This window comes from Pontibacter populi (genome assembly GCF_040278685.1).
Lineage (GTDB): Bacteria > Bacteroidota > Bacteroidia > Cytophagales > Hymenobacteraceae > Pontibacter > Pontibacter populi.
In genome coordinates this window covers 1-24,381 of the sequence record NZ_JBEOKT010000025.1, presented here as the reverse complement: position 1 = coordinate 24,381, position 24,381 = coordinate 1, and the positions used below count along the sequence as shown (strand labels likewise).

The window sequence follows — 24,381 nt, the reverse complement described above, 5'->3', positions numbered from 1 at the left end:
AGCTAAACTCTGCAAGATCGCTTTCTTCCGGATATTAGGGCAGAGAACATGTAACTATTAATAGCTTAGTTGTTTATTGGCAAAATTACATCAATTCAAAATATCCCGTAAGTGCAACCAATAACTATAGCTCAACTCTGAAAAAACGAATTGTTCACTGAAACCAGGATTGTCAATACTATACCAGATGAAGGGACATTGCCTGGTAAGCAGAGATTGGGTGAGTTTGACTGAAATGCTGTATTACAGGTATCTGTAGTAAATTTTTTATGAGTCGACAGTACCCATTACGGTTAGTTGCTCAAGCGTTGGTGTTTTGCTACCGCCAATTGGTTCAAGGGTAACAGCGAAAGCCTGTGCAGCGTCAATGTTTTTCATTTGTTGCAGGCTGTCACCTTTTCCCAACATTTCAATCATACCTGCATCTATAGGCTGACCATCTTTCAGAGCCCATAACTGGTATTGTTTACCGGCTGGTGGGGCAGGCAAGGCAATCGCATCCACATATACCTGCTGCTGTTGCGGGTTCCAGTATACACGCAGGCTTGCATCAGGGTGGGCCTCTACACCTTTAAGATTAACGTGTTTAAAACCAGGGTCCTGAACTATAGCCAACTTCTTTTCCTGTTGCTGTAGTTGCAAAGAGGTAGTTTTAAAATTTTGTGCCAGTAATTGCTCAGAGGCAGTTACACTTGCTAGTTTTTCTTCTGCCTGCTGCCACTTACTATAGAAATGGAAACTTAACCAACCTGATAATAAGAACAATGCGATACTTGCCGCAAACATCCATTTGTAAGGAGAAGCTGCCTTATCTTCTTCATAAAGAAGCTGCTTCACATTATCATTTTCTATAGTTGGCGCGCTGCTTTGGGCTGGTTGTGAGGCACCGATCTGATCCAGTATTCTGTTTTTTAATTCAGGTCTTGGATTTACAGCATGTAGGGATGCATATTCTTCCATTACCATGCAGGCTTCGTTAAGTGCCATACGTATTTCAGGGGAAGCTGCTGCTCTGCGCTCCACCTCTTCACGTTCTGCCAACGATAAACCACCGGCAGCATATACTTCCAGAATTCCGGATGCTATGTAATCTTCGTTATGCACGGCCTTTGAAAAATCTAGCTAATACTTTAACTGCGCTACGCGCCCTGGTTTTTACAGTACCCAGGGGTATGTCGTAAGCCTCTGCAATCTCGCTTTGGCTCAGCCCTTCAAAATACATCAGGTCAATGACCTGTTTCTGCTCCGGGTTCAGGTTATCCACCATATCCCGTACGCCAATATGTTCGGGTTTAAATTCGGTAGCCGAATAACCGGACACTACAGGGCCTTCAATATCTTCTGTCTTTGTATTTACGCGGTGCTGCCTCGAGCGGATTGCATCAATTGCCTGGTTCCTGCAAATATTTAACATCCAGGTAAACAGCCTCCCTTTTGATGCATTATAGCTATCAAATGAGTTCCAGATCTTTACAAATGCTTCTTGCAGCACATCTTCCGCGGTCTCTTCAATCTTCACAATCTGCAAAACAACACCATAAAGCGCCGGACTGTACATATCATACAGCACAGACACAACAGAGGCATCACGGGACCGCAGGCGCTCCACTAATTCCTCTTCGCTTAGCTTAAGTATAGGTTGTTGTTGGTTCGTCAATTATATAACCTTTATAACTATAAAACTTACAAAGGCTTACCAAAGATAGTAAATATTTAATACATATTCAGTAAAGCCCTTCAAGGAAACAGAATACAAACCAGCGCTATAGCAAAAAGTTTAGGAACTAATAAGAAGACAGGATTAGTCAGATGTAATATTGCCCGGGATAAAAGAAAAGAGCTACCAAAGGCAGCTCTTTTAAAAAATGGGGTTTATGTATAATAAGTGGATAGCAGTAAGTGCCTTTTTAAGTTATTCGAACAGGGAAACAATTGCTGCGACCTGTTCTTTAGTAAGTGGTTCATCAAAAGCACCGGAAGCAATTTCTGCTGAGTAGCCGCTTCCAAGTGACGTAATATCGTTGATGCCGCCTTGCGATAAATTGTCTTCGCCAGCATAAACAGGTTGTGCTCCGGCAGGAACATTACTGTTTTCGCCAGCCCCAATTATCCAGCCTTCGTTGTCGCGCATGCGTCGGATGTGAGCTGCGTGCCGGGCTTCCACTGAGTGAATCTGCAGGGCAGCAGTTAAAACAGCATCGTTATTGATCAGGTTAGCAGCCTGACCTTTGTATGCGCGTACGCCTGTGTCTTCAAACGCCTGTGCCAAGGTTAAAAAAGTCTGGTAATTTGTATTCCAATCCGGAAAGTTTTTTCCGAAATTAAAGGTAGGTTCGCTGATAGGAGTACCATTCAGGCTTTGTATAGTTGTTTTCAGAATATCAACGTGGGCCGCTTCGTGCATCTGTATCTTCTGGATAGCACCTCTGGCGGCGCCATCAGGTATCAGCCCCGAAGATGCCAATGCCTGGGTATAGAAATTACGTTCCAGGTACTCCAATTTTAAGGCAAAATTGAGCACATCTAAAACCATATTATTACTCTGTCCATAAGCTTTCTGGAAAACAGAAGCCAGTGCAAATGGTACCGCTGCCATGGCAGCCTTTTTACCAAACGTGCCTAAGCCCTTAAAAGCGCTTCGGCGTGAGTCTAACCTGTTATATACTTCCGGGTCAGCTTTTTCTATATCTTCGATTATCTTAAATATGTTCATGGCGAGGCTTATTTAGGTAGGTTGTTAGCTGTAATTTTTGTCTTGATAAATGGTGCAGCAGCTGCAAGTACATCGGCTGGCATCATGGCAGGGTCAAGGCCCTGGTTGTTGGCAGAATCAGAGAAAGTACCGTTAGAGATCAGGTCACGGATAACAGCAGCATGGCGTGCTTCTACGGATACGATCTTTCCAGCCAACGTCAGGAAGCCGGCGTTTTCCAATAGTCTTCCGGCTCCGTTATAAGCTGCAACACCCAGGTCTTCAAAAGTGCGGGCGGTACTTAAGATACTGTTCTTGTCGTTAAAGTTGATGCTGCTAAAATTTACCTCCAGGTCACGAATAGCCGAAGTGCCCAGGGCAGCTTTCAGGAAATCCCTGTGAATACCTTCATGACCTTTAATATCCTGCATGATCTGTTGTTCTGTCTGGTTGAACAAGCCAAGTGATTTTGCTACCACTTCTGCATAAAAAGCTGCTTCGAGTTGCTCCAGGGCATACGCATAGTTCAATATCCCTGTGTCCCCTTTTCCAAGGTCTACCGCCATCGGGTCGGTTGGCATATCATCACCGTCTTCATCGCAGGATGTAGTAGCAAACAGAAGTGTAGTGAAAGCTGCTGTAGCCCCCGCATAGCGCATAAACATCCGGCGTTCCATCGGGGCCTTCAGTAAAGTTGCTTCTTTCTCGGTGGGTTTGTCTTGTAGTTTTTCCATAATTTTAAAACATAAATTAACGAGATGTGAAATGGCCACAGGTTATGGTGGTAACTGCAGCGTTGCGAGACCTACGAAACAGTAGTAGGAACTGGATTTAACAACTATAAAAAAAAATTAAAGCGCCGCTACAGAAAGATATTATGAGTGGGTAGTAAAATATAAACGCCCACCTAAATGGGTGGGCGTTATTTTTATTTAAGCTCTGAGACGTGTTTCCGTTTCCACTGGTTGGGGATGTTCTTTATCTGACATAGATCCTTCAATATCCTGTTTCATTTCCTTTGATGCATCCTTAAATTCTCTGATACCGCGCCCCAGACCCTTTGCCAGTTCAGGGATGCGTTTAGCTCCAAAAAATAAAAGAATAGCTAATACGATCAGAACAACTTCTGTTCCACCAAGACCTCCTAGAAATAATAAAATATTTGCTGCTACCATAGTTTTATACTTTTAAATGGACCATACAAACGAGTGGGAGACCGGATCGGATTTAGCATACCGTAATTTATTATAGTATAAGTAACGAAGATGTAAAAAGTGGAAAAGACTTTTCTAAGTTAAGGAGTTGTTAAAAAGGTTGTTATAAGCAGTATATCTCCATACACGAACGTGTGGAGTCAGCTTGCTATGAGCGATTTCTCAGGGTTACTAAGTCCTATTATAAGTCAGTATACAATTTTACTTTCCACAAATTTCTGGGCAACACTTTTTTCAATTCACTACGCGATAATGTTTTCTTTAGGATCATTGCATGGTTTACTGCTAAGGCCGAAATCTAGCGGCGTATGCTCTGGTCATATATTAGAAGCGGTAAACTATCTTATCTATAGTTTGTCCCATTTGAGCCTTCGATTATCGCAGTTCATGCATTAAATTCCACGGTTCATACATATTCTGTTGCCTTCATAGGGTAAAACAAACCACTTTTGCACCATCAAAAGCGAAATAAAATAAACCTATGAAAAAACTATTAGTTGGCCTGGTCCTATCAGGTCTTATGACACCGGTAGCTATTGCCCAGGAATTAGATCATCGTCCGGCTCAGTTATCAGTCGTTCCAGGCATCGGTACAAACGGCATCAAATCTGGAAATTACTACAACACTTTTTCTTTTAATTTATTGGGTGGCTACAACGGTGGCGTACAAGGGTTAGAACTGGGTGGGATCCTTAACATGGACAAGGAGTTTTCCAAAGGCGTGCAGATGGCAGGTGTTGCAAACCTGGTAGGTGGAGAGTCTGCTGGTGTGCAAATGGCAGGTGTCGTGAATGTAAATGCTGGTGGTTCAAGTGCAGTACAGATGGCAGGTGTTGCCAACATCAATAAAGGCTGGAGCAGTTCATCTCAATTCTCGGGTGTGCTTAATGTCGCCGGAGCGAATGGTAAAGGTGTCCAGTTTAGTGGTGTGGCCAATGTGGTAAACGGAAGCATGCACGGATTTCAGGCAGCTGGTGTAATAAACGTGGCCGGCGAGGTAAAAGGAAGTCAGCTGAGCGGAGTTATTAATCAGGCTAAAGCCATTAGTGGGACACAGGTTGGCGTGCTTAATATAGCCGGAAATTCAAAAGCAGCCCAGATCGGTGTGATCAATATCGCGGACTCTGCAAACACTACCATCGGCTTAATTAATATTGTGCGCAAAAATGGTTATTATCGCGGCGAAATTTGGGCAGGTGAGACCTTATATGCGAATGCAGCCTTTAAGATGGGAACTAAAAATTTCTATAGTCTGATAGCGGCCGGATGGCAGCAAAAGGATTCTCATTACCACCTTGCCTACGGGTTTGGTATAGGCTCGGAATTTATAACCCGCGAACGCTCTGCCTTAAACCTGGACCTTATCGCTTATCATCTTTCAAAAGATGAACTATGGACAGACGAGAGTGCGAACAATTTGTATCAGACGCGCCTTATCTGGGCAAGAAGTATAGCCGGGAACAAATCGGTTTTAGTTGGAGCTACTTTTAACGTGCTTCATTCAGAACACGCACCTGTTGGAGCCGATGACGAGATAGGTATGGATATCGCTCCATGGAGCACGTATAACGAAGTATCGCACAACCGCCGCATTGCTATGTGGCCAGGCCTGAATATCGGTTTCAGATTCTAAAGAATGAATGTGATAGCAAATTCACTTCCATCAGTAGTACCACTACAGGATAAGGTAAAACAGGTACTTCACAGGCTGGCTTCGGCTATAGTGTTGAGTATCTGTTTTACCCTCTTGTATGGTTATATTATTGGAGCAACAGGCATCGATAACTGGCGGAACTATGTATCTGATATCGCATTTGGGGCTTTGTACTTTGCCTTACTGCATGAGGGGTATCTTTTTGTAGAACATTGGTTCAGCATACGCTTTAGCAATCAGCAACTTTCAGTAAAACGCTTTGTTATGGCTGTATTCACTTTTGTCTGCTCAAGTGTGCTGTTGCTCTGGGGTATGCGAAGTATAAAACTGCTACTATTAACGCAGCAAGTAAATTCTGAAACTGAAAGTCAGTTAAGGCTATTGTATGTAACTATAGGCATTGTTGCATTTCTGTATTTCATGCTTTTAACCTTTCTGCAACTAATCAGGGATATTCAGCAGGCGTCTGTTAAAGCGGAGAAACTGCAGCGAGAAAGAGCGCAGGCTCAAATCAATACCCTGAAAAACCAGATCAGCCCTCACTTCCTGTTTAATACCTTTAACACATTATCATCACTCATTTACATTGAGGAGGACAAAACGACCATACAGTTTATACAGGAGCTGAAGAGAGTGTTCCGCTACATTATGGGCAATAAGCACAAGGAACTGGTAGAACTTAAGACTGAGCTGAGTTTTGTGAACGCATATTTCTACCTTCTCAAGATCCGTTTTCAGGATAGTATCCTGTTGGAGATGTTTTTACCGGAACACGCTCATACATCTTTTCTACCACCGCTAACGCTACAGATGCTGCTCGAGAATGCCGTAAAGCACAATACTTTTTCAAAGGCTGCGCCGCTCCATATCAGAATTACAGCGGAAGGGACCTTGCTAAGTATAACTAACAACCTTCAGGTACGGGAAGCTGCAGCCGGCGACTCCATGGGGATTGGCTTGCAAAACATCATCAACCGCTACCAATACCTGACTGATCAGCAGGTTGAGATTTATCAATCCGAGCAGAACTATACTGTTAAAATTCCTTTGCTCCGCCATGCCTGATAAAAGTCTCTACAGGGTGCTGCCCGATAGTTTCAGTAAACAAACTTTCCGGCTGCTGTTAGCCTGCCTGTTAGGTGTGTTGCTGTATTGTATTTTCCTGTTCATTAACCTCGGGATAACTATAAAGTTTTCTCCGGCTATCCTGATGGAATCGAGCTTTTGCATCGTCTTTTTCTACGGGGAACTTGAGTTGATCTTCAGGCTAGACAGGTACATGCAAGGCCGTTTTAAAGCGCAGCCATACCAGGCAAATCGGTACCTTACAGAGTACATTACCTTACTTACAGCGAGCTTACTGTTACTTACAGCAGCATTTGTGCTGCCAGTCATGTTTATTCTTTACCTGTTCGATATACTGACCTTTAATGAATACCTATGGTGGCAGTTGCGCCAGTCCTACTCATTGGTAGCTATAGTTACAACCCTGCTTTACCTGGGTAAAACAGCCTATATCACCTATGTGCGACTGAAGCAGGTGGAAGTGGAGACCGAACGCCTGCAGAAAGAAAGTGTACAACAGCAGTTTGAAACCCTGAAAAACTATGTGAACCCTGCCTTTCTTTTTAGCAGCCTGGATACGCTGACAGAATTGGTGCCGCACGACAAAGAACAGGCTGCACAGTACATCCATCAGCTTTCGGGTGTATACCGCTACATTCTTGAAAATAAAAATAAAGAGTTGGTAACACTAGCCCGTGAGGCGACTTTTATGCAGGCTTATACTTATCTGCTGAATATTCAATATGGTGCTGCGTTGGATTTGACCTGGAAGATAGAAGAAGAAAGCCGCGACTGGTGTGTACCACCCCTTACGCTGCAGTTTGTTGTTGAAAACCTGCTGCAGCACCTTAACCCGACCAATGAGAATACGCTGAAGCTACAGTTAGCAGGCGCTGAGGAGCAATTGCTTATTTGCTATCATATGCAAAAATCAACCCCAAAACCTGTGCTGTTAAAGAATAATCTGCTGAAGATCATGCAGAAGTACGAGTACCTGACCGACCGTAAAATCAACATATCCCAGCTGGGGGCTGCCACGCTGGTAAGTATACCTTTACTGAAAGTCAGCAACGAGCCCCGCGCTATTGTTTCTACTACCTAAGACCTGAACATACCTATGAGAGTTTTGATAATTGAAGACGAGGAACTGGCTGCACGCAAACTTGCCATGCTGGTAAAACGTTACGATCCGGTTATTGAAGTGGTGGATATACTGGATTCTGTGAAGGCGGCAGTAGCGTGGTTTAAAGAGTGTCCGGCGCCCGATCTTGTATTTCTGGATATTCACCTTGCAGACGGTTTAAGTTTTGAGATATTCCGGGAAATTAAGCTCTATACGCCAATTATTTTCACGACGGCTTACGACGAGTATGCACTCAAGGCTTTTGAGCTTAATAGCGTAGATTATTTGCTAAAGCCGGTTAGCCCGGAAGACATTGCCCGTAGCCTGGATAAGTATAAGATTCTTCACCCAGAGAAGAGACCAAACCAACTGCCAGCCCAGATGGAGAATCTGCTCCGTACCATGCTGCAACCCCAGCCGCAGTTTAAAGAACGCTTCCTGGTAAAAGTGGGGCAGAAGATCTTATCGCTTTCTGTTAATGATGTGGCTTATTTTTATTCTGATGAACGCCTGGTGCTTATTATGACACACGACCAACAAAAGCTACCGGTTGATTATACATTGGATGAACTTACTGAACTGTTGGACCCCAACGTATTTTTCCGGGTTAGTCGCCAGTTTATAGTTAAATTCGAGGCTATTGCGGCAATGTATGCTTATAGTAACAGCCGGATTAAACTGTCTTTACACCCAATAGAACCAAAAGAAGTGATAGTTAGCGGGGAAAAAGCAGGTACATTTAAAAAATGGCTGGATCGTTAAGGCAAGTTGTCAATCTAAGTAAGTTTCCTCTTTCCATGTATGCTGGGCTAACGAACAAATAAATCGCGACAAGAAGGGTTTAAGTAAATACCGAAAACTAAGAGTTGATTTATACTGCTGCAAGTAAAACAAAACGCAATCTATCATTTTGTAAAGCTGGAATTAATTATTAGATGAAAAAAGGTTACTATACTTATTACTTTAACTCGATTGTAATAAGCTGTAATCCAATTCTTTAAATTAGAGTGATTAGCGATTTGTGTATAGTTTTCAAACTAATAATAAACCAGATAAGCCGCATTTGGTCTTGCATAAATAATGCGGTTGAAATGGTTACTGCTTATTTTGATTTAGGAAAATATCATACCTTCGGGGCTTCAATTTAACTTTCATTGTGAGCATTTTCCTTTCCTTCTTCAGTAATAGATTAGTAAGATCCGTTCTGGCAACTGTTGTGTTAGTTATGTGCAACGTAATCAGCAGTTCAGGGCAATCAGATCCCCTTGCTATTACCTTTCAGCAGGTCCGCCAAATGGCTTTTGAACAGAAAGATTATAAGACCGCGATACAGCTGTGTAAGCAGATATTGCAGAATAATCCAGGTGATACAGATGCTAAAATATTTCTGGGCAGGTTGTATTACTGGAATGGTTCTCCTGATTCTTCTATAGTTATACTTAACCAGGTTTACAGTCAGCACCCTGCAAATACAGATGCGGCGCTGGCTTTGGCCGACGTGCTGTACTTTGAAAAAGATTATGATCAGGCCCTGACGTTTACCAACGAAGGGTTAAACTATAATCCGCAGTCGCGGGAGTTACAAACACGAAAGGCAACTATACTGGCAGCGTTAGGTAACTATAAGCAGGCGTACTTACTTACGGATAGCCTGTTGAGGTCTGAGCCTGGCAACAGTCAGCTACAAGCCCTGCGAGCTCAATTGAAAGAGTATAGCTATAATTCCAGGGTAGAGGTTAACTACGACTATACTTACTTTGATAAACAATTTAACGATGCCTGGCACCTGGCGGGGATAAGCTATGGCAGGCAGACAAAATTTGGGCCTATAACAGGACGCGTAAACTATGCCAACAGGTTTGCTGCAAACGGTGTGCAGTTTGAGGCAGAAGCATATCCTAAAATCTCACAGACCTTTTATACCTACGCCAATATTGGCTACTCTAACGACTTGCCTGTATTTCCTACTTTACGGGCTGGTTTCTCTTTATATGCAAACCTGCCTAAAGCCTGGGAGGCAGAGGGCGGTATACGTTACCTGAACTTCAACAATGATGTTTGGGCTTATACTATTGCAACCGGTAAATATATTGGGAATTTCTGGCTAAATGGAAGGGTATACCTTACACAAGGCAACGATAACCTGGCAAATGCCTATAGTTTAACAACCCGTTATTACCTGAAAGGAGCGGATAATTATGCTTCTGTTATACTTGGCTGGGGCATATCACCGGACGACAGGGCACAAGCCGTAAGATTAAATACTGCAAGCAAACTGAATGCTTTTAAAGCAGGAGCAGGCTACCGGTTTACTGTAGCTGCCAGACATGTGATAGGTATAAACGGCACTTACGAAAACGTGGAATACCTGCCTGATACAAGAGGAAACCAGCTAAATGTATCTACGCTTTACCAGTTCAGGTTCTAAGGTTGTACGTTTGGTGTTTGTGCTGCCGTATTAAATCCCTGCCTTGTCATTTCTCCCCATGCGTTTTTCTTTCGAAGCAGGTCCACAATACCTTTTATAGATGACCAAACGATGAAAGGATGAAACAGGAATGGTTCGGCTAAAGCAGTAAGTATAAGTTTGCCAAGGTCGCCTCGCTTTCTATACTGGTTAAAAGTAACCACTTCCATTAAGATCGCAAATGTAGAGAACAGCCAGCCAAATAGCAGGATAAAGGCCGTCAGTACAAGAAAGAAAGACCAGTTTATCAGTCCGGCAAAAGCAAGGATAAGGAACAGGACAAACCCTGTGAATTCTATGACAGGTGCCAGCAGTTCGTAAAACAACCAGTAAGGGTAGCTCATCAGGCCAAGTACACCATACTTAGGATTCAGGAAAAGTTTGCGATGCATGTTCAGGGTTTCAATGGTGCCACGCATCCAGCGGTTTCGCTGCCTGCCCAGAATTTTATAGGAGGCAGGTGCTTCGGTCCAGCACAACGGATCGGGTATAAAAGCAACTTTGTAGGGTATTTTGCGGTCTGCCATATAGCGGCGCATGCGCACAACTAACTCCATGTCTTCGCCTACAGTCTTATGGTCGTAGCCACCGGCATCAATAGCTACCTGCCTGTCAAATGCTCCGAAAGCTCCCGAAATTAATAGCAGTCCGTTTAAGTTGCTCCAGGCCATACGGCCTAACAAAAACGCGCGGATGTACTCCAATGCCTGTGCCCGTGGCAGGTAATCTTTTGGCAGGTTCACATCCATCAGTTTGCCGTTTTTAAAAACACAGGAGTTGGCAATTCTGACCACGCCGCCCGTTGCTATTACTTTTTTATCGGTATCATCCATAAAAGGCTTTACCAACTTTAATAATGCATCCTGCTCCAGGATACAGTCCACATCTATGCAAACCAGGTATTGGTTTTTTGCCAGGTTTATACCTGCGTTAAGCGCATCGGCTTTTCCGCCGTTCTCCTTATCAATAACGAGCAGTTTATTGTATACCGGGTTTTTACTCTTATAGACTGCTTTCACTCTTTTGGTAGCTAACTGCTGATGATAGTTTATCTGAACTGGTTCAAGGTCATAAGCTGCAATCAGTTTTGCCATTGAGTCGTCTTTGCTACCGTCGTTTATCACGATCAGTTCCAGGTTGTTATAATAGATGCTGAGCAAAGAACGCACATTTTCAATAATATTAGCACCTTCGTTATAGGCAGGAGCAAGTATACTTACCGCTGGTGCGTAAGGCGAAGAAGCCAGCAAGTTATAGTTTGTGAGGCGGCTACGGCGTAGGTACCTGACAGCCTCAATTACAGCCAGAGAGCTTAAAAAGATGTAGCAGCCAAGCATGGAAACTGCATACCACAGCATCCCATAGTGAAACAGATAGTTTAAAAACGCCATGTATAAATTTGTCGGCTAAAATGATACTGGTAAAGTAAAACTATACTTGCTCCTGCAGGTAGCGGATTGTTTTTTCTACCGCAAACCGCACGCCTTCGTCTGGGCTTATCCGGAGTTGTTGCAGAAAGGGCAGATCGTGGGATGTGCCTGTTTTCATGAGCTCTGCCAGGATATGGTGTTGCAATGTTTTACTGTTCTCGGATGTATAATGTGTTCGTAATGCCAGCGCTGCCGGTGCCGATGGTATCTCTCCCAAACAGGCAATGGCTTGGCTTCTGACTAATTCATCGGGGTGGCTCAGGCAAGCAATTACATCCTGCTGGAACTGACTGGCGTGTTGTTCCCGGATCAGTTTTAAAGCAAATTGTATGACGCTGGCATTTTTTGATATCAGCCAGCCTTTGATCATATCAGGGGAGGGGATAGGTTGGCTTGCCAGTAGCTGCAATAATTTTATCTGGTGCCATTCGTTCAACGGGTATTCCAGGTGATCAAAGAATGCAAGTCCCTGGTAGCCATGTAGGTATACCATCGCTATTTGTGCTTCCATGCGCACCATGGCATCGGAATGTTGCGTTAAAGCATAAATTTCTTCCTGATAGGCTGTTTGTCGCATTGCTGCTAACTCCTGTATACCTTTGGCCTTGAAATACCACCTGTTGCTGCGCATATACTGGGCGGAAAGCCTGTCTAACCTTAACTGTTGGTATAGTTGCTGCAGGTTATCACCAGACTGACCACTCAGGTTATTTTTAAGCTGAACTAGTTCTTCCAATAGAACTCTGCGCGCAAACCCACCTTGTACTATCCGCGCTATTGATTCAGGTATGTCAAAAGTGACTTTGCTGGTTTCGGGTTCCTGTAAAATTATACTTACCAGCCAAAGTTTCAGCTGAGCCTGCAGTAGTTTTTGGCGGTTAACCAGTCTTTTTTTGCCAAGCATTATGACTAACATGGCCATTATCAGCGCCAGGATTATAGTTGTAAAAACCGCGATGGCGATGTAAAACAACTCAATGGCTGTAAAACTTTCCAGTTGCTGATGTGCGCTTTTCAGAAATAAAACCACAGGTAAAGCTCAACTATAGGTTAGGATATACGCAACGAGAAACGCTTAACCCGCAGGGCAAGCTCGTTTGGGCTGAATGGCTTGGTGATGTAGTCGTCAGCACCTAAGGTGAATGCTTCCAATACCACATTTTCCTGTCCCATCGCCGACAAAACGATAACAGGTATGCGGGCATTCATCTTCTTTACATAGCTCAGCACTTCCAGGCCAGAGGCGAAGGGCATCATAATATCGGTAATTACCAGGTCGGGCGTAAAATTCTGCAGTTTGCTTAAAGCATCCTGGCCGTTATCGGTACTTATAACTTCGTGGCCGTCTTTGGCAAGACGAAGTTCCATGGTAGCCAGGGTTATCGGTTCGTCTTCCGCAATCAGTATTTTCATGTGTAGGTTAGGCGTTGGTTTCCAGGTGTGGTAGCGATGCTTCAACTTCTGAAATAATAGCAGGCTTCAGTGTTTCGTAAAGGGCGCTGCATTTTGTGAGCTGAGGTACAAAAACATCCAGGTTTTCCTGCCCCAAAGCATGCTCTTCCATGTCAACTATAAGCTGGTAGATATCCTCAATGTGAATAGCTGAAAAGCTCCCTTTGGTTTTATGCGCTTTTTCTAAGAAAGCATCTTTATTGTTTGCCGCGGCTAATGCTGTCATCTCCTGCAGGTATACCGGCAGATTTTCTGTAAAGAGGGTAAGGATTCGTTTTACATAAGTAGTATTTTTTAACTCAAGTAAACGGCTTACATCAAAGGCTTTGGAAGTGCCAACTATAGCTGAAGTTGATAGTGCGGGTGCAGCTACTTTCGTTTGCTCACCCAAAGGAATAAAGCGTTCTAAGGTTCTGGCCAGGTCTGTAATTGAGAAAGGCTTGGCCATGTAATCAGATGCTCCTATTTCTAAACAACGGTCGCGCTCGTTGCGCAGCACACTGGCAGTTAAAACAACAATAGGTGTCTGTAGTTGCAGCGTTTGCCGGATATAGGCTGTTGCCTGGAAGCCATTCATCAAGGGCATACGCAGGTCCATAAATATAATATCAAAGCTTTCACCGGTCTGTAGTATATCTACTGCTTCCTGGCCATTGTTGGCAATGACCACATCTAACTGATGCTGCTTTAAGGTAGAGGTAAGTACAGCCTGGTTGATGTCGTTATCTTCCACTATTAAAGCACGTTTGCCAGGGTAATATATGCGCTGTGGTTCCTGTATGGTGCTGTAATTTGTGGGTGCGACGGTTGTTACATCCTTAGCGATGGTGTAAGGAATGGTAAAGGTAAACGTAGTCCCTTTATCTTTTATACTGTCTACTGCTATCGTGCCGCCTTGTAGCTCTATCAGTCTTTTGGTTATAGCAAGGCCGAGCCCTGTTCCACCATATCTGCTTGAAATATCCGTGGACTCCTGGGTAAAGTTATCAAAGATGTACTGCAGTTTATCTGTGTCAATGCCTATACCGGAATCGCTAACCACAAATTCTACTACTGCCTGCTCATCGGTTTCGCTTTGCAGTGAGGCATCCATGCGTACAAAACCATTCTCCGTAAATTTCACCGCGTTGCTCAGCAGGTTATTAAGTATCTGGTTTAAGCGGTGCGGGTCGCCGTTTAGATAACGCGGAATGAATGGGTCGGCAGAAATTGCCAACTTTATACCTTTCTCTTTTGCCTTCTCCCGGAACAACATAGCGGTGCCGGCTATAGTATCATTAAAGTCAAAATTAACATAGTCTATAGTTAACATACCGGCTTTTATTTTTGAAAGGTCTAATATATCGTTAATCAGGCTAAGTAAGGTATCGGAAGAACGTTTAATTATTTGTAAGCGTCCTTTCTGGTCTGGCTGCAGGGATGAAGAAGTTAAAAGCAGGTTTACCATGCCTATAATCCCGTTCATCGGGGTACGAAGTTCGTGGCTCATATTTGCCAGAAACTGCTCCTGCAATCGTTCGGCCTGCTCTGCGTTTTTCCGGGCCGTAATCAGTTGTTCCTGGTGCTTTATCTGATCCGTTACATCTTTAAAGAAAGTACAAATGCCGAAAAGCTGCTTCTGCCTGTCGTAAAGCGGAAATTTTATGATCTCCATTTCCAGTTGCTGCCCGTTTGGCAAAACAACCTGCTGTTGCCAGCCTCTTGAGCTTAATCCACTACCGGAAACAGCTATGTCATTGATCTGCGTAAATTCATGAAGAACATCAGCGTCAGCTAAAGCAGTTTGCAGAGGTTCATCCAGCTCCGGTATGTCGTCAATCGCAAAAAGGTCTGTAAACGCTTTGTTTGAGAATATCTGGTGACCTTCTGTGTCTTTTATCAGGATAGGTTGGGGAGAATAATCAAGTATGGCTTTAAAGCGGGATTGGTATTCTTCTTTTTCGGCAGTTGCTGCCCGGGCTGCTGCTTCGCTTTTCTTACGTTGGGTTATGTTTTTTGAAGCGCAACAAATGCCTATAGTTGTGCCTTCTGTATCTTTTACCGGGAAGTAAGTAGCGTAGTAGTAGGCATCTCCATCCTCTAAAGAAAACATGCGCTCAACATCTATTTTCCGGCCTTCAAGAACCTGGTTATAAATACCATGCAACTGCGCTCTGAGGTCAGCATCAAAAATGCTCAGGAAATCATCGTCAGGTTTGCAATCTATTTTATAGACTTGCTTAATAATAGAGCGGCTATGCTCGTTCATCAATACAAGGCGGTAGTTCAGGTCCAGTAAATAGATGGCTTCCTGTGAGCTGCTCAGGATAGCTTGCAAGTTCTTCTCTGACTCTTTCAGCTGTAGCTCCGCTGTCTTGCGCAGGCTTATGTCTCGCACACTTGCGATCAGCATTTCGCCTTTATCAGACTTTACCAGGTTTAAGCGCACATCAGCCGGAAATTTTGAACCATTGCGGTTTACTACAAGCATTTCCCTGCTATGCTGCTGCGCAACCGACCGGTTCGTATTTTCCCAGAATGCATGTTGGAAAGAAGATAAGGTAGGCTGCTCGTCTTCAGGCAGAAGCGTGGCTATTGATGTGCCAATAATTTCTTCCTGCTTATAGCCAAACAAGTCTTCGGCTCTATGGTTGAACAGCACAATTTTCCCATCCTTATCAAATCCAATCATGCCGTCTGGGCTGGCCTTGAGCAAATCTTCAGAAAAAGTTTTCTCAATACGCAACTCCAGGTCAGATGCTTTCTTTTCTTTTTGTTGTTGCCAGCTTTTCCAGATAGCATATAAAAGCAGGAACCCAAAAACTATAACCCCTATTGTTAATACCTGGTTAGTTGCCTGCACGGCAGTTTCGCTTTCTTTTTTCCGCTGCGCTAACTGGGTTTTAGCGTGTACATGCATGGCGTCAGCAAAATACCTGACCTTATCCATGTAGATCTTACCTTTATCAGTATTAAGCAAACGCATGGCCGCCTCGTTTCCCTGCTGTCGTTTTACCTCAATAATGTTCGTTGAGAAATCAGCTTTCTTCTTCAGGTAAAAGGTTAAGGAGTCAAGGTTTTTTTGTTTTACCTCGTTATCTCTTGTTATCTTTTCCAGGTGAAGTATCGTTGCGTCCAGTTTTTTTGCAGCTTCTTTCAGGGGTTGAGCATAAGCTTCCTGGTTAGTCAGCAAAAATCCGCGAGAGCCTGTCTCGTAATCCTTCATTAACGAGATAGTCTTCTCTATCTGGTAGATCTCTTCCTGTGAGTGCAGAACCCACTGAGATATCTTGTATTCTTTTTTTAGGTTATTAGAAATACCAAAAATTAAGGCACAGAAGATAAATGAAACGGATATGAAACCAGTCAGCAGGCGCTGATTTTCCTTTGCTGTGCAAATCAGGTCTTCTATTCTTAGCATAAATCAGGTAAAGCTACTATTTGCCGTATCAAAGGGAATTTTGTGTTTAAAAGTGCTTTGTATCGGACCGCAACGGGCAAAACAATTAGATTTTAGTGGTAGCAAAATTAGAATTAAAAATGTTCCCTTTTACGAAGCAATGATATATTTATTAGCTTTTAACAACTGCACCTTCAAAGCTGCTTCAAAAGCTATAGTTAAACCACATACCGTTAGAAACTAAAGCTCTGCCAGCGCTAAACTCATTTGATCTTCAATATCCTATAGTGCATACCCTCGTACACCGGATTAGGCTTTTGCCAAGTAGTAAAATCAGGAACACAGCTGAAATTCTGAGACTACTGGTTTGCGATATGCGATCCTGGGCTGATTAGGAGCCGATCTGAAATTCTAGTAGAGCCAAAGCGCTCCGGATAGTGCTAACAAAACCTCTGGGTGCCGCTTTATCAGCGCATCGAAATCTGATTTGAGTAGTCTGACGAGGCATGAGTCCCGGAGTGCTACAATAGTTGCGGTACGTGGTTCGCCTGTGATCATAGCCATTTCTCCCACAGTTTCACCTGGAGATATTTCGCCAACCTCACGCTCCTGGTTACTACCAAACCCAACTATAGCCCTTAATCGGCCCGTAATCAAGATGTATAAGCTATCACCGTCTTCTCCCTGATGGCAAAGTATTTCTCCACGTCCTAGGTCTAGCCAATCTAGTTTAAGAATAAGGTCGTCCAGCACTTCAGGGTTAAGCTGATCAAAAAGACGCCCAATCAATTTGCGAAGCCGCTGTGAACGATGATCTGATTCTGAAATGGCATTTGTGGCTAAATGTACAGTTGTATCGTTCATAGGTCGGGATGGTTATATTAGGCGTGATTAGATTATATTAAAACCTTAAAAAACACAACATAGTTATAAAGACTGTATTTTTACTCCGTAGACGCACATGATACCAGGGTGTGACGGTTTTAAAAAGGAGAGAGGCTTACTAAGAGCGGGAAATTTAAAGGAGAATAATTGGCGCAATAACTATAGCTAGTTATGAATTTTAGGATACAAAGCAGTCAGGAGGCAGTTCGATAATATAAACCAAAGGCTAAACCTGTTGAACCTAAAAAGCCACTCTATGGGATTAGAGCGGCTTTAAGTAGTAGTAAACTAAAAGGTGAAATTTGAGAGCTTTTTGCAATGGTTTTTAAGACTAAAAATGGAAACTACCAGCTGATCTAAAGAATCTGCCAGGTTCCACATTTAGCATGGCACCTACTCAGTTTTTTTGTTTGCGGATGGTGAATACCCTAGAAACGTTGAAGCCAAAATGGATGTCTCCTTTGCCCCAGTCCCCTATCGTTTCAGTCATAAAGCCAGGCTCTATCATGGATGTAGAGTTAGTAAAATGCAGCTGGAAAACGTGACCACCTGTTTCAATATCAAAGCCAATGGCCAAGGAGTTTTTCCGGTCCGGGCTAAGCTGGTCGGGTAAGGCATAATAATATTCAGCGTTTATTGCTACACGCTTGGTAAGTTTCTGACGCGCAGCTGCTCCGATGAGGATTACATCGTGGGTGTCTTCGGATGTAGGTACCAGGTTACGGTGTACAACAGTTGGCATAAATTGGACCGTTGTTCCTTCGCTGAACTTGCGGCCAAAGATCAGCTGGTGCGTGTACTCTAACCTGGAGCTGAAATAGTTCTCGCGTTCCGGTTGCTGCCACTCTATCGTTTTAAGGTAAACTCCTGAAAGAATAGCCAAGGAGATCGGCATTGTTTTTTTACCGGAGCTCTGGCGCAGCAATTTCAGTTTGGCGAAACCATCGTACACTTTGTTGTGTGAGCTGCGGCCAAAACCAACCATCAGCCGGTCGTTTATACCGTAATCCAATCCAATTCTGATACTTGCCTGGTCCAGCCCAAACAGGTTGTAAGCGCCAGAGTTCAGCATCCCGAAACGGTGCGATATTTTCATATCCATCACGCCGCCAGCCACGTTCTCCAATGAATGCCCGTTAATAACACGCGTGGTTTTAAAACTGGCTTTGGCATACTCTGTCGTCTCTTCCTCTTCTCCCAGCAGCGACAACAGATCGTCCTGAGCATGTCCAGAACTATACGCCAGCAAACATAGCAGCAACAAAGCAAATTTGAGTCTTTTCATGATCAGGTATAGTTTGGGCAGCTCCAGGGTGGTAAAGCTGCCCGGTAACTAGTTAGCAATAAATAGTTTGTTAGCTTTTAAGCGGCTCGTAGTTCATGTCTACCGTCACCTTTATCTGCTTCGCAATTTTCTCGCGCACCAGGTTCGGGATAGCTATTTTATAATCCTCCGGGGCAACGTTAAAAGTAGATGTAGCATTTACGGCTCCGTTCTTCACAACTATAGTTCCGGGAGCTTCCACAGCTTTGGTTACACCGTGCAAGGTAAGGTTGCCTTTAACAGTTACTTTATAAGTACCGTCTTTCTTAAAATCCACATCGCCGATGTTAACTATAGCACCTGAAAAACTTGCTTTCGGAAACTTACCAGACTCTACATAGTTCTCGTTGAAGTGTTCTTCCATCAGCGCTTTCTCAAACTGGAATGCCTTCATCAGCACTGCAAACTCCATCTTTCCGGTCTTTGTATCGATCACGCTGGTCGTGGTTTTGTTGTGTGCTTCTATGTCTTCCATCGGGGTAGATGAGAAGAAGGAGATCTTACCGGTTTTGGTAAAGAATTTATCCTGGGCCTGAACAGCAGTAGCCAACATAACCAGCAGCAGGGTGTTAAAAATGATCTTTTTCATGGGGATTTATAGTAATTTTATAGGTTAATGTATTAAGCTTTTTCCGCTACCACACAGCGTACCAGAACCACATCCATCAGTACACCGGTGCACACGCCTTTCACGACAACTTCATCGCCTTCCTTTACTCCATCGGCACTAGCTACATCGGCTTTCGGTATCGTACAGATTACACCGGCCATGGCATCGTTTGCATCCAGAATCAGGTTTAGGTTACCTTCGTCATCAGCAGAGATCAATTTCACTTTTCCTTTTACAGCCACCACTTTATCCAGGTATTTCTGGTTTGCAGCAGTTTCGTCCTGGGTAAATTCCTGTAGCAGCGCAGGTGCTTCCACTATAAAATCGGAAGTAGCAGATGCCGTATCGCGGTGTGGTTTGTTGTAAAGCAGGAAGCCAACTATAGCAGCGATAACAGCGGCCGCAAGAGTTATAAGGATGAGTTTTTTCATGGTATTTAGTTATTTGGAGCTCCGGCTTCTACCCAGGCTTTTATTTGGTTTATAGTACAGGCCGGTAACTGCGATGCGCCCTGCGGCATAGGCGTAAAACCGCCTGCATGCGTTACAGCGCCTACCAACCTACCATTGCTAGCCACTACCGAAGCGCCGGCATGAGTCGACAGATCGATGCCGCCGTTACCTGCTGCACCTGTATGGCACACCACACAATTTCGCTGGAAAATAGGCTGTATTGTCTGGCTGAAGGTTACATTTTCTGTTACACAAGGCACATTCTGATATAATTCTTCTTCCACGTCATAATAACAGCTTTGCAGGGTGAAGGGCAAAGCCATCAGGGTTAGCAGCGCTGCTGCCTTAGTTATAAGGGTGTTATCTATGATGAAACTTTTCATGTTCCGGAATTCCTGTCAGTTAATTATTTGGTGACCCGGCATCAACCCATGCCTTTATTTTAGCTATCTCGCAGTCAGGTAATTTGGCTCCGCCTTGTGGCATCGGTACAAAACCGGCTGCGTGTGTTATAGCTCCAACCAGCCTTCCACTTTTCGCAACTCCTGATGCATCGTTGTAAGCAGTTAAATTAATGCCGCCGGTTGGTGCCGAGCCGCTATGGCAGCCTGTGCAATATTTGGTAAAGATCGGTTTTATAGTTCCGGAGAACGTTACATTATCGGTGTTGCAGGCTGTGTTATCGGTGCAGGTCAGGTCTTTTGCTCCCTGCTCAATCCACTTTCGTATCAGGGCGATCTGTGTCGCGCTAAGCGGCGGACGCGGGGCTTTGGGCATACGTTCGTCTTCGTCATCTTCGGTAATCATTTCGTACAGTTCGCTGTCTCCTGGGTTGCCGGGTTTTATATCAGCAGTGCGCATTACGCTGGTATAGTCGGTCAGCTGCACGCCATCTTCTCTGGTTGTGGCATCATGGCAGCCACTTACCGCGCAATTTGATATCAATATAGGCAGTACGTCCCGCTGGAAGTAGACTACATCCGGATCGCAGTTATTCCCGCCCGGGTCAGTAGGGTCTGTTGGGTTGTCTATAACTATAGGCTCAGGCACGTCGTGTTTACAGCTAACTATAACTATAGCCAGCAGCAAACTCAGGAGCAGTAAAGATGTTAACCGGAATCTCATTTTCAGATCGAATTTTGCCTGTTTGTTTAGCTACCTGAAACCGTTTTATAGTTGGTTTCTGCATCTAAATAACGCGATAAAATAAAAGGATGCTATTCAATGTTACTGAACAGGAATTTATAGTTGCTGAACCGGAACAGGAGCCATCTGAACCGGAACACTTCTCTCCTAAAGTGAATAATAACTACAGGATAAATTGCCTGCTCCTCGAGTCTAAGCTATAGTTTTATAAGCGTTTTTACTTACCAACCAGCCATTGTTTAAAAGCCGCTGCCCGTTCGGTGCTAACTATAGTTTCGTGGGTTGATGGCGGACAGAGATCGATCTTTACCCTGGCCTTGGAGTAACTGTACATCGCATCTATCGCTTCGATATTAATGATGAACTGGCGGTTGATGCGGAAGAACTGTGTGGGGGCCAGCATATCTTCTACTTCATCCAGGTTCTGATCGATGGGCCAGCGTTTATTTTCAAAAGTGCAGAGATGGGTGACACGGTCTTGTGTGAAAAAGTAGGCCACGTTGGCAATCTCAACGGTCTTAAGGTGCTGCCCGAATTTTATGACGAGCCGTTTCTGATAACCAGTCTTTGCGTTTGGTTGTAAAGCCTGTAATAGCAAACTATAATCTACTGCCGGGGCAGCGGTCTTGCCATATGTCTTTTTAAACTTGTCGAGGCTGTGCTCCAGTTCCTGCAGTTTAATTGGCTTCAGCAGGTAATCAATGCTGTTCAGTTTAAAAGCGTCAATAGCGAATTGGTCGTAAGCAGTTGTAAAAATAACCGGTGCTTCTACTTTTGTCTGCCTGAAGATCTCAAAGCTGGAGCCATCAGCCAGTTGTATATCCGAAAGTATAAGATCAGGATGCGGGTTGCTTTCCAGCCACTGAACAGTGCTTTCAATGCTGTCTGTTACGTCCAGCACACGCACGCTGGCATCCAGTTGCTGCAGCATTTTTATGATGCGGCTGGCTGCAGCTGCTTCATCTTCAATTATCAGTACGTCCATCTTCTGACTGGTTTAACAGGGGAATTTTTACCGTAAAAAATGCTTGTGTTTGTTCTACTTTTATATCAGGCGCGCCCAGTAACTGGTACCTGCTTCGTATGTTCTGCAATCCTATTTTAGTAGAGAGTTCTGGTGTCTGTTTGGGCTGGCAATTGTTCTGTACCACCACATAACCATCCTCCACAAAAACTGAAACCTGGAGTGGCTTGGCTTTGGAGATGATGTTGTGTTTTATCGCGTTCTCGAGCAGCAATTGCAGGGTTAGCGGTGCTACAGATTTTTGTAATTCACTAGGGGGCACATCTATCGTTACCTGCAGGTTTTCGCGGAAACGCTGCTGCTGCAGATAGGCATAATCCCTGATCAGGTCCAGTTCTTCCTGCAATGGTATCAGGTTCTTTTCGCGCATGGTCAGCATCACCCTGAAAAAATCAGAAAGCCGCTCTACATAAACTACAGCAGCGTCCGGGTCTTCTTCTATAGTCGAGATCAGGGTATTAAAGCTGTTGAACAGGAAATGCGGATTAACCTGACTTTTGAGGGTCTCAAACTGGAACATCAGCTTATCTTTTTCCTGTTGCTCGGTTTCGCGCAGACGATTCTCACGCCATTTCACGAACAGGTACAACCCGGATATCCCTGCCAACAAAGTTAAACCATAGAACCAGTACGTCCGCCAGAAAGGAGGAGTGATCTCAAAACTATAGGTAACAGCATCTGCCACTGAAACGGTTGGAGTTGCTGATGAAACTACCCTAAATGTATAGTTGCCCGGCGGCAGATTAGGGTAGGTGATGGTATGGTTTCGGGAATCTGTCCAGTCGCGGTCATAGCCATCCAGTTTTACACGGTAGGTTACATCTTCGGGGTTCTGATACCAAAGCCCGGTATAGTCGAACGTAAAGTGATTGCTGTCGTGGTCGAAAACATGATCATCTTGCCCTAAAACCGATTTAAAGAAAACCTGTACATCCTCTAGCCTTGTCTGTGGTTTAAACTGTGCTGTGGTAAATGCCGGATCATAGTTGATCAATCCGTTCTGGGTACCAAACCATAGTCGACCATCGGCAGCAGTACTCACCACATTCAGGTTTGGATCGGGATTGGTTATGCCGGCGTCCTTGCCATAAAAAAGAACATTCCCTGTTTCCGGGTTCAGTACATCAAGCCCCTGCCGGTTCATCAGCAAAATGTTGCCACGCGTATCAGCAGCTATACTGGTAATGTTCAGGTCGTGCAGGCCGTGGGGTAAACTATAGTTGCGGAAGGTTTTCCCATCGTACCTGTATACACCTTCGTTAAGGGTACTGAACCAGATATGACCTTTTTTATCTTCGGTGATAGAATAGACTGTCTTACTTTTTACTCCCTGCTTTTGGGAAAAATTGGTAAATTTTCCGTCCTGCAGCATCGTGATGCCTTTGCCATCAGTCGCAAACCAGACCCTGTTTCGGGAATCTATAAAAGCCTGGTAAATATAGTTTATGCCGAGACCATTTTGCTGGGTAAAGTTCCGGAAACTATAGGTTGGATTAGCGGAGTTGCCATTGCCGGTTATGGTGCATTTAGATACGCCACCCAGTGTGGCAAACCAAAGTTCATTTCCTTTCCCGGATATGCCCGGCACATTCTCATTGACTAAGCCACTTGCTACACTAATCTGCTTATAGTTACCTGTTTCGGGGTTAAGCCGTAACACGCCCTGCCCCATAGTACCAACCCAAATGTAGCCCCACTTATCTTCGTAAAGACTTACCACCTGGTATTTATCTGATGAGTTCAAGACGAGGGTTGCTGACTCGTTGTCTATCTTCCGGAACAATCCTATATCTGTAGCAAACCATAAACTTTTGTCACGGGTAGCTAATACAGCGAGTATATTCTCACCTTTTAGCTCCTGGACCGTTCGCACCGCCAGGTTGGCTTTCAGTATGGCTGGAGCGTTTCCGGTAATCCAGATCTGGCCTTCGCTATCGGTCAGTAAGTCTGTAACTTTGGAGTTGCTAGTTTCATCAGAAGCAGGTTGTAAGCTATTCCCATCGGCACTTAACCAAAATAAACCGTTGCTATCTGTGCCAATCCAGACCCCATTTTGTTGTGGTTGCAGCCTGGTTATACTTCCATAGTTCCAGTTCTGGCTTGCTACCGGTGTGGTAAACTGTCCTGTTTGTACATTATACCTGGTTACACCAGCGCTTTGCATCCCAATCATCATGTCGCCGGAGGATAATTTACTAACAGCTGTAACGATATTATCCGGCAAACCATGCCGGGAGTTGATAACTTCTATTTCTGGTTTTGTGTTTTTGATCGAGATGATCGCTATGCCACGATCCGTGCCGATCCAGATCCGACCTTGTTTGTCCGTTGCTAAACTATAGGTATAAGCATCAGGCAAACCCTGCTTTGTGCCCAGGTGGTTAATTTTACGTTCTTTGGCATAATAAACGCCCTGCCCGTAAGTGGACACCCAAAGTGTTTTGTCTTTAGCTTCAAGTATAGC

23 protein-coding genes are annotated in these 24,381 nt (G+C 44.2%); 6 read left to right on the top strand and 17 right to left on the bottom strand.

Annotation, left to right across the window (positions count from 1 at the left end):
* Positions 1-267: 267 nt before the first annotated feature.
* From ABS362_RS18255 to ABS362_RS18235, 5 genes are all read right to left on the bottom strand, one after another.
* A complete protein-coding gene (locus ABS362_RS18255) occupies positions 268-1,104 on the bottom strand; it encodes an anti-sigma factor (protein ID WP_350414338.1) in 837 nt (278 codons plus the stop codon).
* Entirely contained in the window at positions 1,097-1,657 is a 561-nt protein-coding gene (locus tag ABS362_RS18250) for an RNA polymerase sigma factor (RefSeq protein ID WP_350414336.1), read from the bottom strand. Before ABS362_RS18250 ends, ABS362_RS18255 begins: the two co-directional genes overlap by 8 nt.
* A gap of 255 nt (positions 1,658-1,912) precedes the next feature.
* Complete coding sequence (locus tag ABS362_RS18245) at positions 1,913-2,713, bottom strand: ferritin-like domain-containing protein (RefSeq protein WP_350414334.1); 801 nt, start codon at positions 2,711-2,713, stop codon at positions 1,913-1,915.
* Between the two features lie 8 nt (positions 2,714-2,721).
* The gene (locus ABS362_RS18240) at positions 2,722-3,426 is read right to left on the bottom strand and encodes a ferritin-like domain-containing protein (protein WP_350414332.1); all 705 of its coding nucleotides are present in this window, start codon (positions 3,424-3,426) and stop codon (positions 2,722-2,724) included.
* Between the two features lie 198 nt (positions 3,427-3,624).
* On the bottom strand, positions 3,625-3,867 hold the full coding sequence (locus ABS362_RS18235) for a Sec-independent protein translocase subunit TatA/TatB (RefSeq protein ID WP_350414331.1): 243 nt from the start codon (positions 3,865-3,867) through the stop codon (positions 3,625-3,627).
* Between the two features lie 520 nt (positions 3,868-4,387).
* Between ABS362_RS18235 and ABS362_RS18230 the strand changes: the two genes are divergently transcribed.
* The 5 genes from ABS362_RS18230 to ABS362_RS18210 all read left to right on the top strand — a co-directional run bounded on the left by ABS362_RS18230 (position 4,388) and on the right by ABS362_RS18210 (position 10,176).
* Positions 4,388-5,539 (top strand): hypothetical protein, encoded by a 1,152-nt coding sequence (locus tag ABS362_RS18230; protein ID WP_350414329.1) that lies wholly within the window; start codon positions 4,388-4,390, stop codon positions 5,537-5,539.
* 3 nt (positions 5,540-5,542) lie between these two features.
* Positions 5,543-6,625 (top strand): sensor histidine kinase, encoded by a 1,083-nt coding sequence (locus ABS362_RS18225; RefSeq protein ID WP_350414327.1) that lies wholly within the window; start codon positions 5,543-5,545, stop codon positions 6,623-6,625.
* Positions 6,618-7,727, top strand: coding sequence for a sensor histidine kinase (locus ABS362_RS18220; RefSeq protein WP_350414326.1), 1,110 nt, complete (start codon positions 6,618-6,620; stop codon positions 7,725-7,727). The genes ABS362_RS18225 and ABS362_RS18220 overlap by 8 nt, the downstream gene beginning before the upstream one ends.
* A gap of 15 nt (positions 7,728-7,742) precedes the next feature.
* Positions 7,743-8,510, top strand: coding sequence for a LytR/AlgR family response regulator transcription factor (locus ABS362_RS18215; protein ID WP_350414324.1), 768 nt, complete (start codon positions 7,743-7,745; stop codon positions 8,508-8,510).
* A 532-nt stretch (positions 8,511-9,042) separates the two neighbouring features.
* A complete protein-coding gene (locus ABS362_RS18210) occupies positions 9,043-10,176 on the top strand; it encodes a YaiO family outer membrane beta-barrel protein (RefSeq protein ID WP_350414322.1) in 1,134 nt (377 codons plus the stop codon).
* Here the strand turns inward: ABS362_RS18210 and ABS362_RS18205 are convergent.
* The 10 genes from ABS362_RS18205 to ABS362_RS18160 all read right to left on the bottom strand — a co-directional run bounded on the left by ABS362_RS18205 (position 10,173) and on the right by ABS362_RS18160 (position 20,872).
* Positions 10,173-11,606 carry a glycosyltransferase family 2 protein gene (locus ABS362_RS18205; protein ID WP_350414320.1) on the bottom strand — a complete coding sequence of 478 codons (1,434 nt, stop codon included), beginning with the start codon at positions 11,604-11,606 and terminating at the stop codon, positions 10,173-10,175. The genes ABS362_RS18210 and ABS362_RS18205 overlap by 4 nt on opposite strands.
* A 40-nt stretch (positions 11,607-11,646) precedes the next feature.
* Positions 11,647-12,675: a HEAT repeat domain-containing protein gene (locus tag ABS362_RS18200; RefSeq protein ID WP_350414318.1), complete on the bottom strand. Its 1,029-nt coding sequence runs from the start codon at positions 12,673-12,675 to the stop codon at positions 11,647-11,649.
* A 20-nt stretch (positions 12,676-12,695) separates the two neighbouring features.
* On the bottom strand, positions 12,696-13,058 hold the full coding sequence (locus ABS362_RS18195) for a response regulator transcription factor (RefSeq protein ID WP_350414316.1): 363 nt from the start codon (positions 13,056-13,058) through the stop codon (positions 12,696-12,698).
* Between the two features lie 7 nt (positions 13,059-13,065).
* Positions 13,066-16,497 (bottom strand): PAS domain S-box protein, encoded by a 3,432-nt coding sequence (locus tag ABS362_RS18190; protein WP_350414315.1) that lies wholly within the window; start codon positions 16,495-16,497, stop codon positions 13,066-13,068.
* Positions 16,498-16,887: 390 nt separating this feature from the next.
* Positions 16,888-17,265 carry a cyclic nucleotide-binding domain-containing protein gene (locus tag ABS362_RS18185; protein ID WP_350414313.1) on the bottom strand — a complete coding sequence of 126 codons (378 nt, stop codon included), beginning with the start codon at positions 17,263-17,265 and terminating at the stop codon, positions 16,888-16,890.
* A gap of 493 nt (positions 17,266-17,758) precedes the next feature.
* On the bottom strand, positions 17,759-18,646 hold the full coding sequence (locus tag ABS362_RS18180; RefSeq protein ID WP_350414312.1) for a DUF5777 family beta-barrel protein: 888 nt from the start codon (positions 18,644-18,646) through the stop codon (positions 17,759-17,761).
* Between the two features lie 70 nt (positions 18,647-18,716).
* Positions 18,717-19,274, bottom strand: a complete 558-nt coding sequence (locus ABS362_RS18175; RefSeq protein WP_350414310.1) for a YceI family protein — start codon at positions 19,272-19,274, stop codon at positions 18,717-18,719.
* A 32-nt stretch (positions 19,275-19,306) separates the two neighbouring features.
* On the bottom strand, positions 19,307-19,726 hold the full coding sequence (locus ABS362_RS18170) for an OB-fold protein (protein ID WP_350414309.1): 420 nt from the start codon (positions 19,724-19,726) through the stop codon (positions 19,307-19,309).
* Positions 19,727-19,731: 5 nt separating this feature from the next.
* Positions 19,732-20,130, bottom strand: coding sequence for a c-type cytochrome (locus ABS362_RS18165; protein WP_350414308.1), 399 nt, complete (start codon positions 20,128-20,130; stop codon positions 19,732-19,734).
* Between the two features lie 19 nt (positions 20,131-20,149).
* Entirely contained in the window at positions 20,150-20,872 is a 723-nt protein-coding gene (locus ABS362_RS18160) for a c-type cytochrome domain-containing protein (protein WP_350414306.1), read from the bottom strand.
* A gap of 89 nt (positions 20,873-20,961) precedes the next feature.
* Here ABS362_RS18160 and ABS362_RS18155 point away from each other — a divergent pair, with 89 nt between their 5' ends.
* Positions 20,962-21,096: a hypothetical protein gene (locus ABS362_RS18155; protein WP_350414304.1), complete on the top strand. Its 135-nt coding sequence runs from the start codon at positions 20,962-20,964 to the stop codon at positions 21,094-21,096.
* Between the two features lie 14 nt (positions 21,097-21,110).
* On the opposite strand, the gene ABS362_RS18150 is transcribed toward ABS362_RS18155, so the two are convergent.
* Both ABS362_RS18150 and ABS362_RS18145 read right to left on the bottom strand, forming a co-directional pair.
* On the bottom strand, positions 21,111-21,878 hold the full coding sequence (locus tag ABS362_RS18150) for a LytR/AlgR family response regulator transcription factor (protein WP_350414302.1): 768 nt from the start codon (positions 21,876-21,878) through the stop codon (positions 21,111-21,113).
* On the bottom strand, positions 21,859-24,381 hold a 2,523-nt coding region (locus ABS362_RS18145), incomplete at its 5' end, for a sensor histidine kinase (RefSeq protein ID WP_350414300.1). The genes ABS362_RS18150 and ABS362_RS18145, both read right to left, overlap by 20 nt.

Bases quoted from the DNA above. Each gene is read 5' to 3' on its own strand.
- ABS362_RS18175 (WP_350414310.1), bottom strand. From the start codon at position 19,274: ATGAAAAAGATCATTTTTAACACCCTGCTGCTGGTTATGTTGGCTACT.
- ABS362_RS18210 (WP_350414322.1), top strand. From the start codon at position 9,043: ATGGCTTTTGAACAGAAAGATTATAAGACCGCGATACAGCTGTGTAAG.
- ABS362_RS18230 (WP_350414329.1), top strand. From the start codon at position 4,388: ATGAAAAAACTATTAGTTGGCCTGGTCCTATCAGGTCTTATGACACCG.
- ABS362_RS18170 (WP_350414309.1), bottom strand. From the start codon at position 19,726: ATGAAAAAACTCATCCTTATAACTCTTGCGGCCGCTGTTATCGCTGCT.
- ABS362_RS18225 (WP_350414327.1), top strand. From the start codon at position 5,543: ATGAATGTGATAGCAAATTCACTTCCATCAGTAGTACCACTACAGGAT.
- ABS362_RS18215 (WP_350414324.1), top strand. From the start codon at position 7,743: ATGAGAGTTTTGATAATTGAAGACGAGGAACTGGCTGCACGCAAACTT.
- ABS362_RS18180 (WP_350414312.1), bottom strand. From the start codon at position 18,646: ATGAAAAGACTCAAATTTGCTTTGTTGCTGCTATGTTTGCTGGCGTAT.
- ABS362_RS18165 (WP_350414308.1), bottom strand. From the start codon at position 20,130: ATGAAAAGTTTCATCATAGATAACACCCTTATAACTAAGGCAGCAGCG.
- ABS362_RS18245 (WP_350414334.1), bottom strand. From the start codon at position 2,713: ATGAACATATTTAAGATAATCGAAGATATAGAAAAAGCTGACCCGGAA.
- ABS362_RS18150 (WP_350414302.1), bottom strand. From the start codon at position 21,878: ATGGACGTACTGATAATTGAAGATGAAGCAGCTGCAGCCAGCCGCATC.
- ABS362_RS18155 (WP_350414304.1), top strand. From the start codon at position 20,962: ATGCTATTCAATGTTACTGAACAGGAATTTATAGTTGCTGAACCGGAA.
- ABS362_RS18235 (WP_350414331.1), bottom strand. From the start codon at position 3,867: ATGGTAGCAGCAAATATTTTATTATTTCTAGGAGGTCTTGGTGGAACA.
- ABS362_RS18195 (WP_350414316.1), bottom strand. From the start codon at position 13,058: ATGAAAATACTGATTGCGGAAGACGAACCGATAACCCTGGCTACCATG.
- ABS362_RS18220 (WP_350414326.1), top strand. From the start codon at position 6,618: ATGCCTGATAAAAGTCTCTACAGGGTGCTGCCCGATAGTTTCAGTAAA.
- ABS362_RS18190 (WP_350414315.1), bottom strand. From the start codon at position 16,497: ATGCTAAGAATAGAAGACCTGATTTGCACAGCAAAGGAAAATCAGCGC.
- ABS362_RS18240 (WP_350414332.1), bottom strand. From the start codon at position 3,426: ATGGAAAAACTACAAGACAAACCCACCGAGAAAGAAGCAACTTTACTG.
- ABS362_RS18160 (WP_350414306.1), bottom strand. From the start codon at position 20,872: ATGAGATTCCGGTTAACATCTTTACTGCTCCTGAGTTTGCTGCTGGCT.
- ABS362_RS18205 (WP_350414320.1), bottom strand. From the start codon at position 11,606: ATGGCGTTTTTAAACTATCTGTTTCACTATGGGATGCTGTGGTATGCA.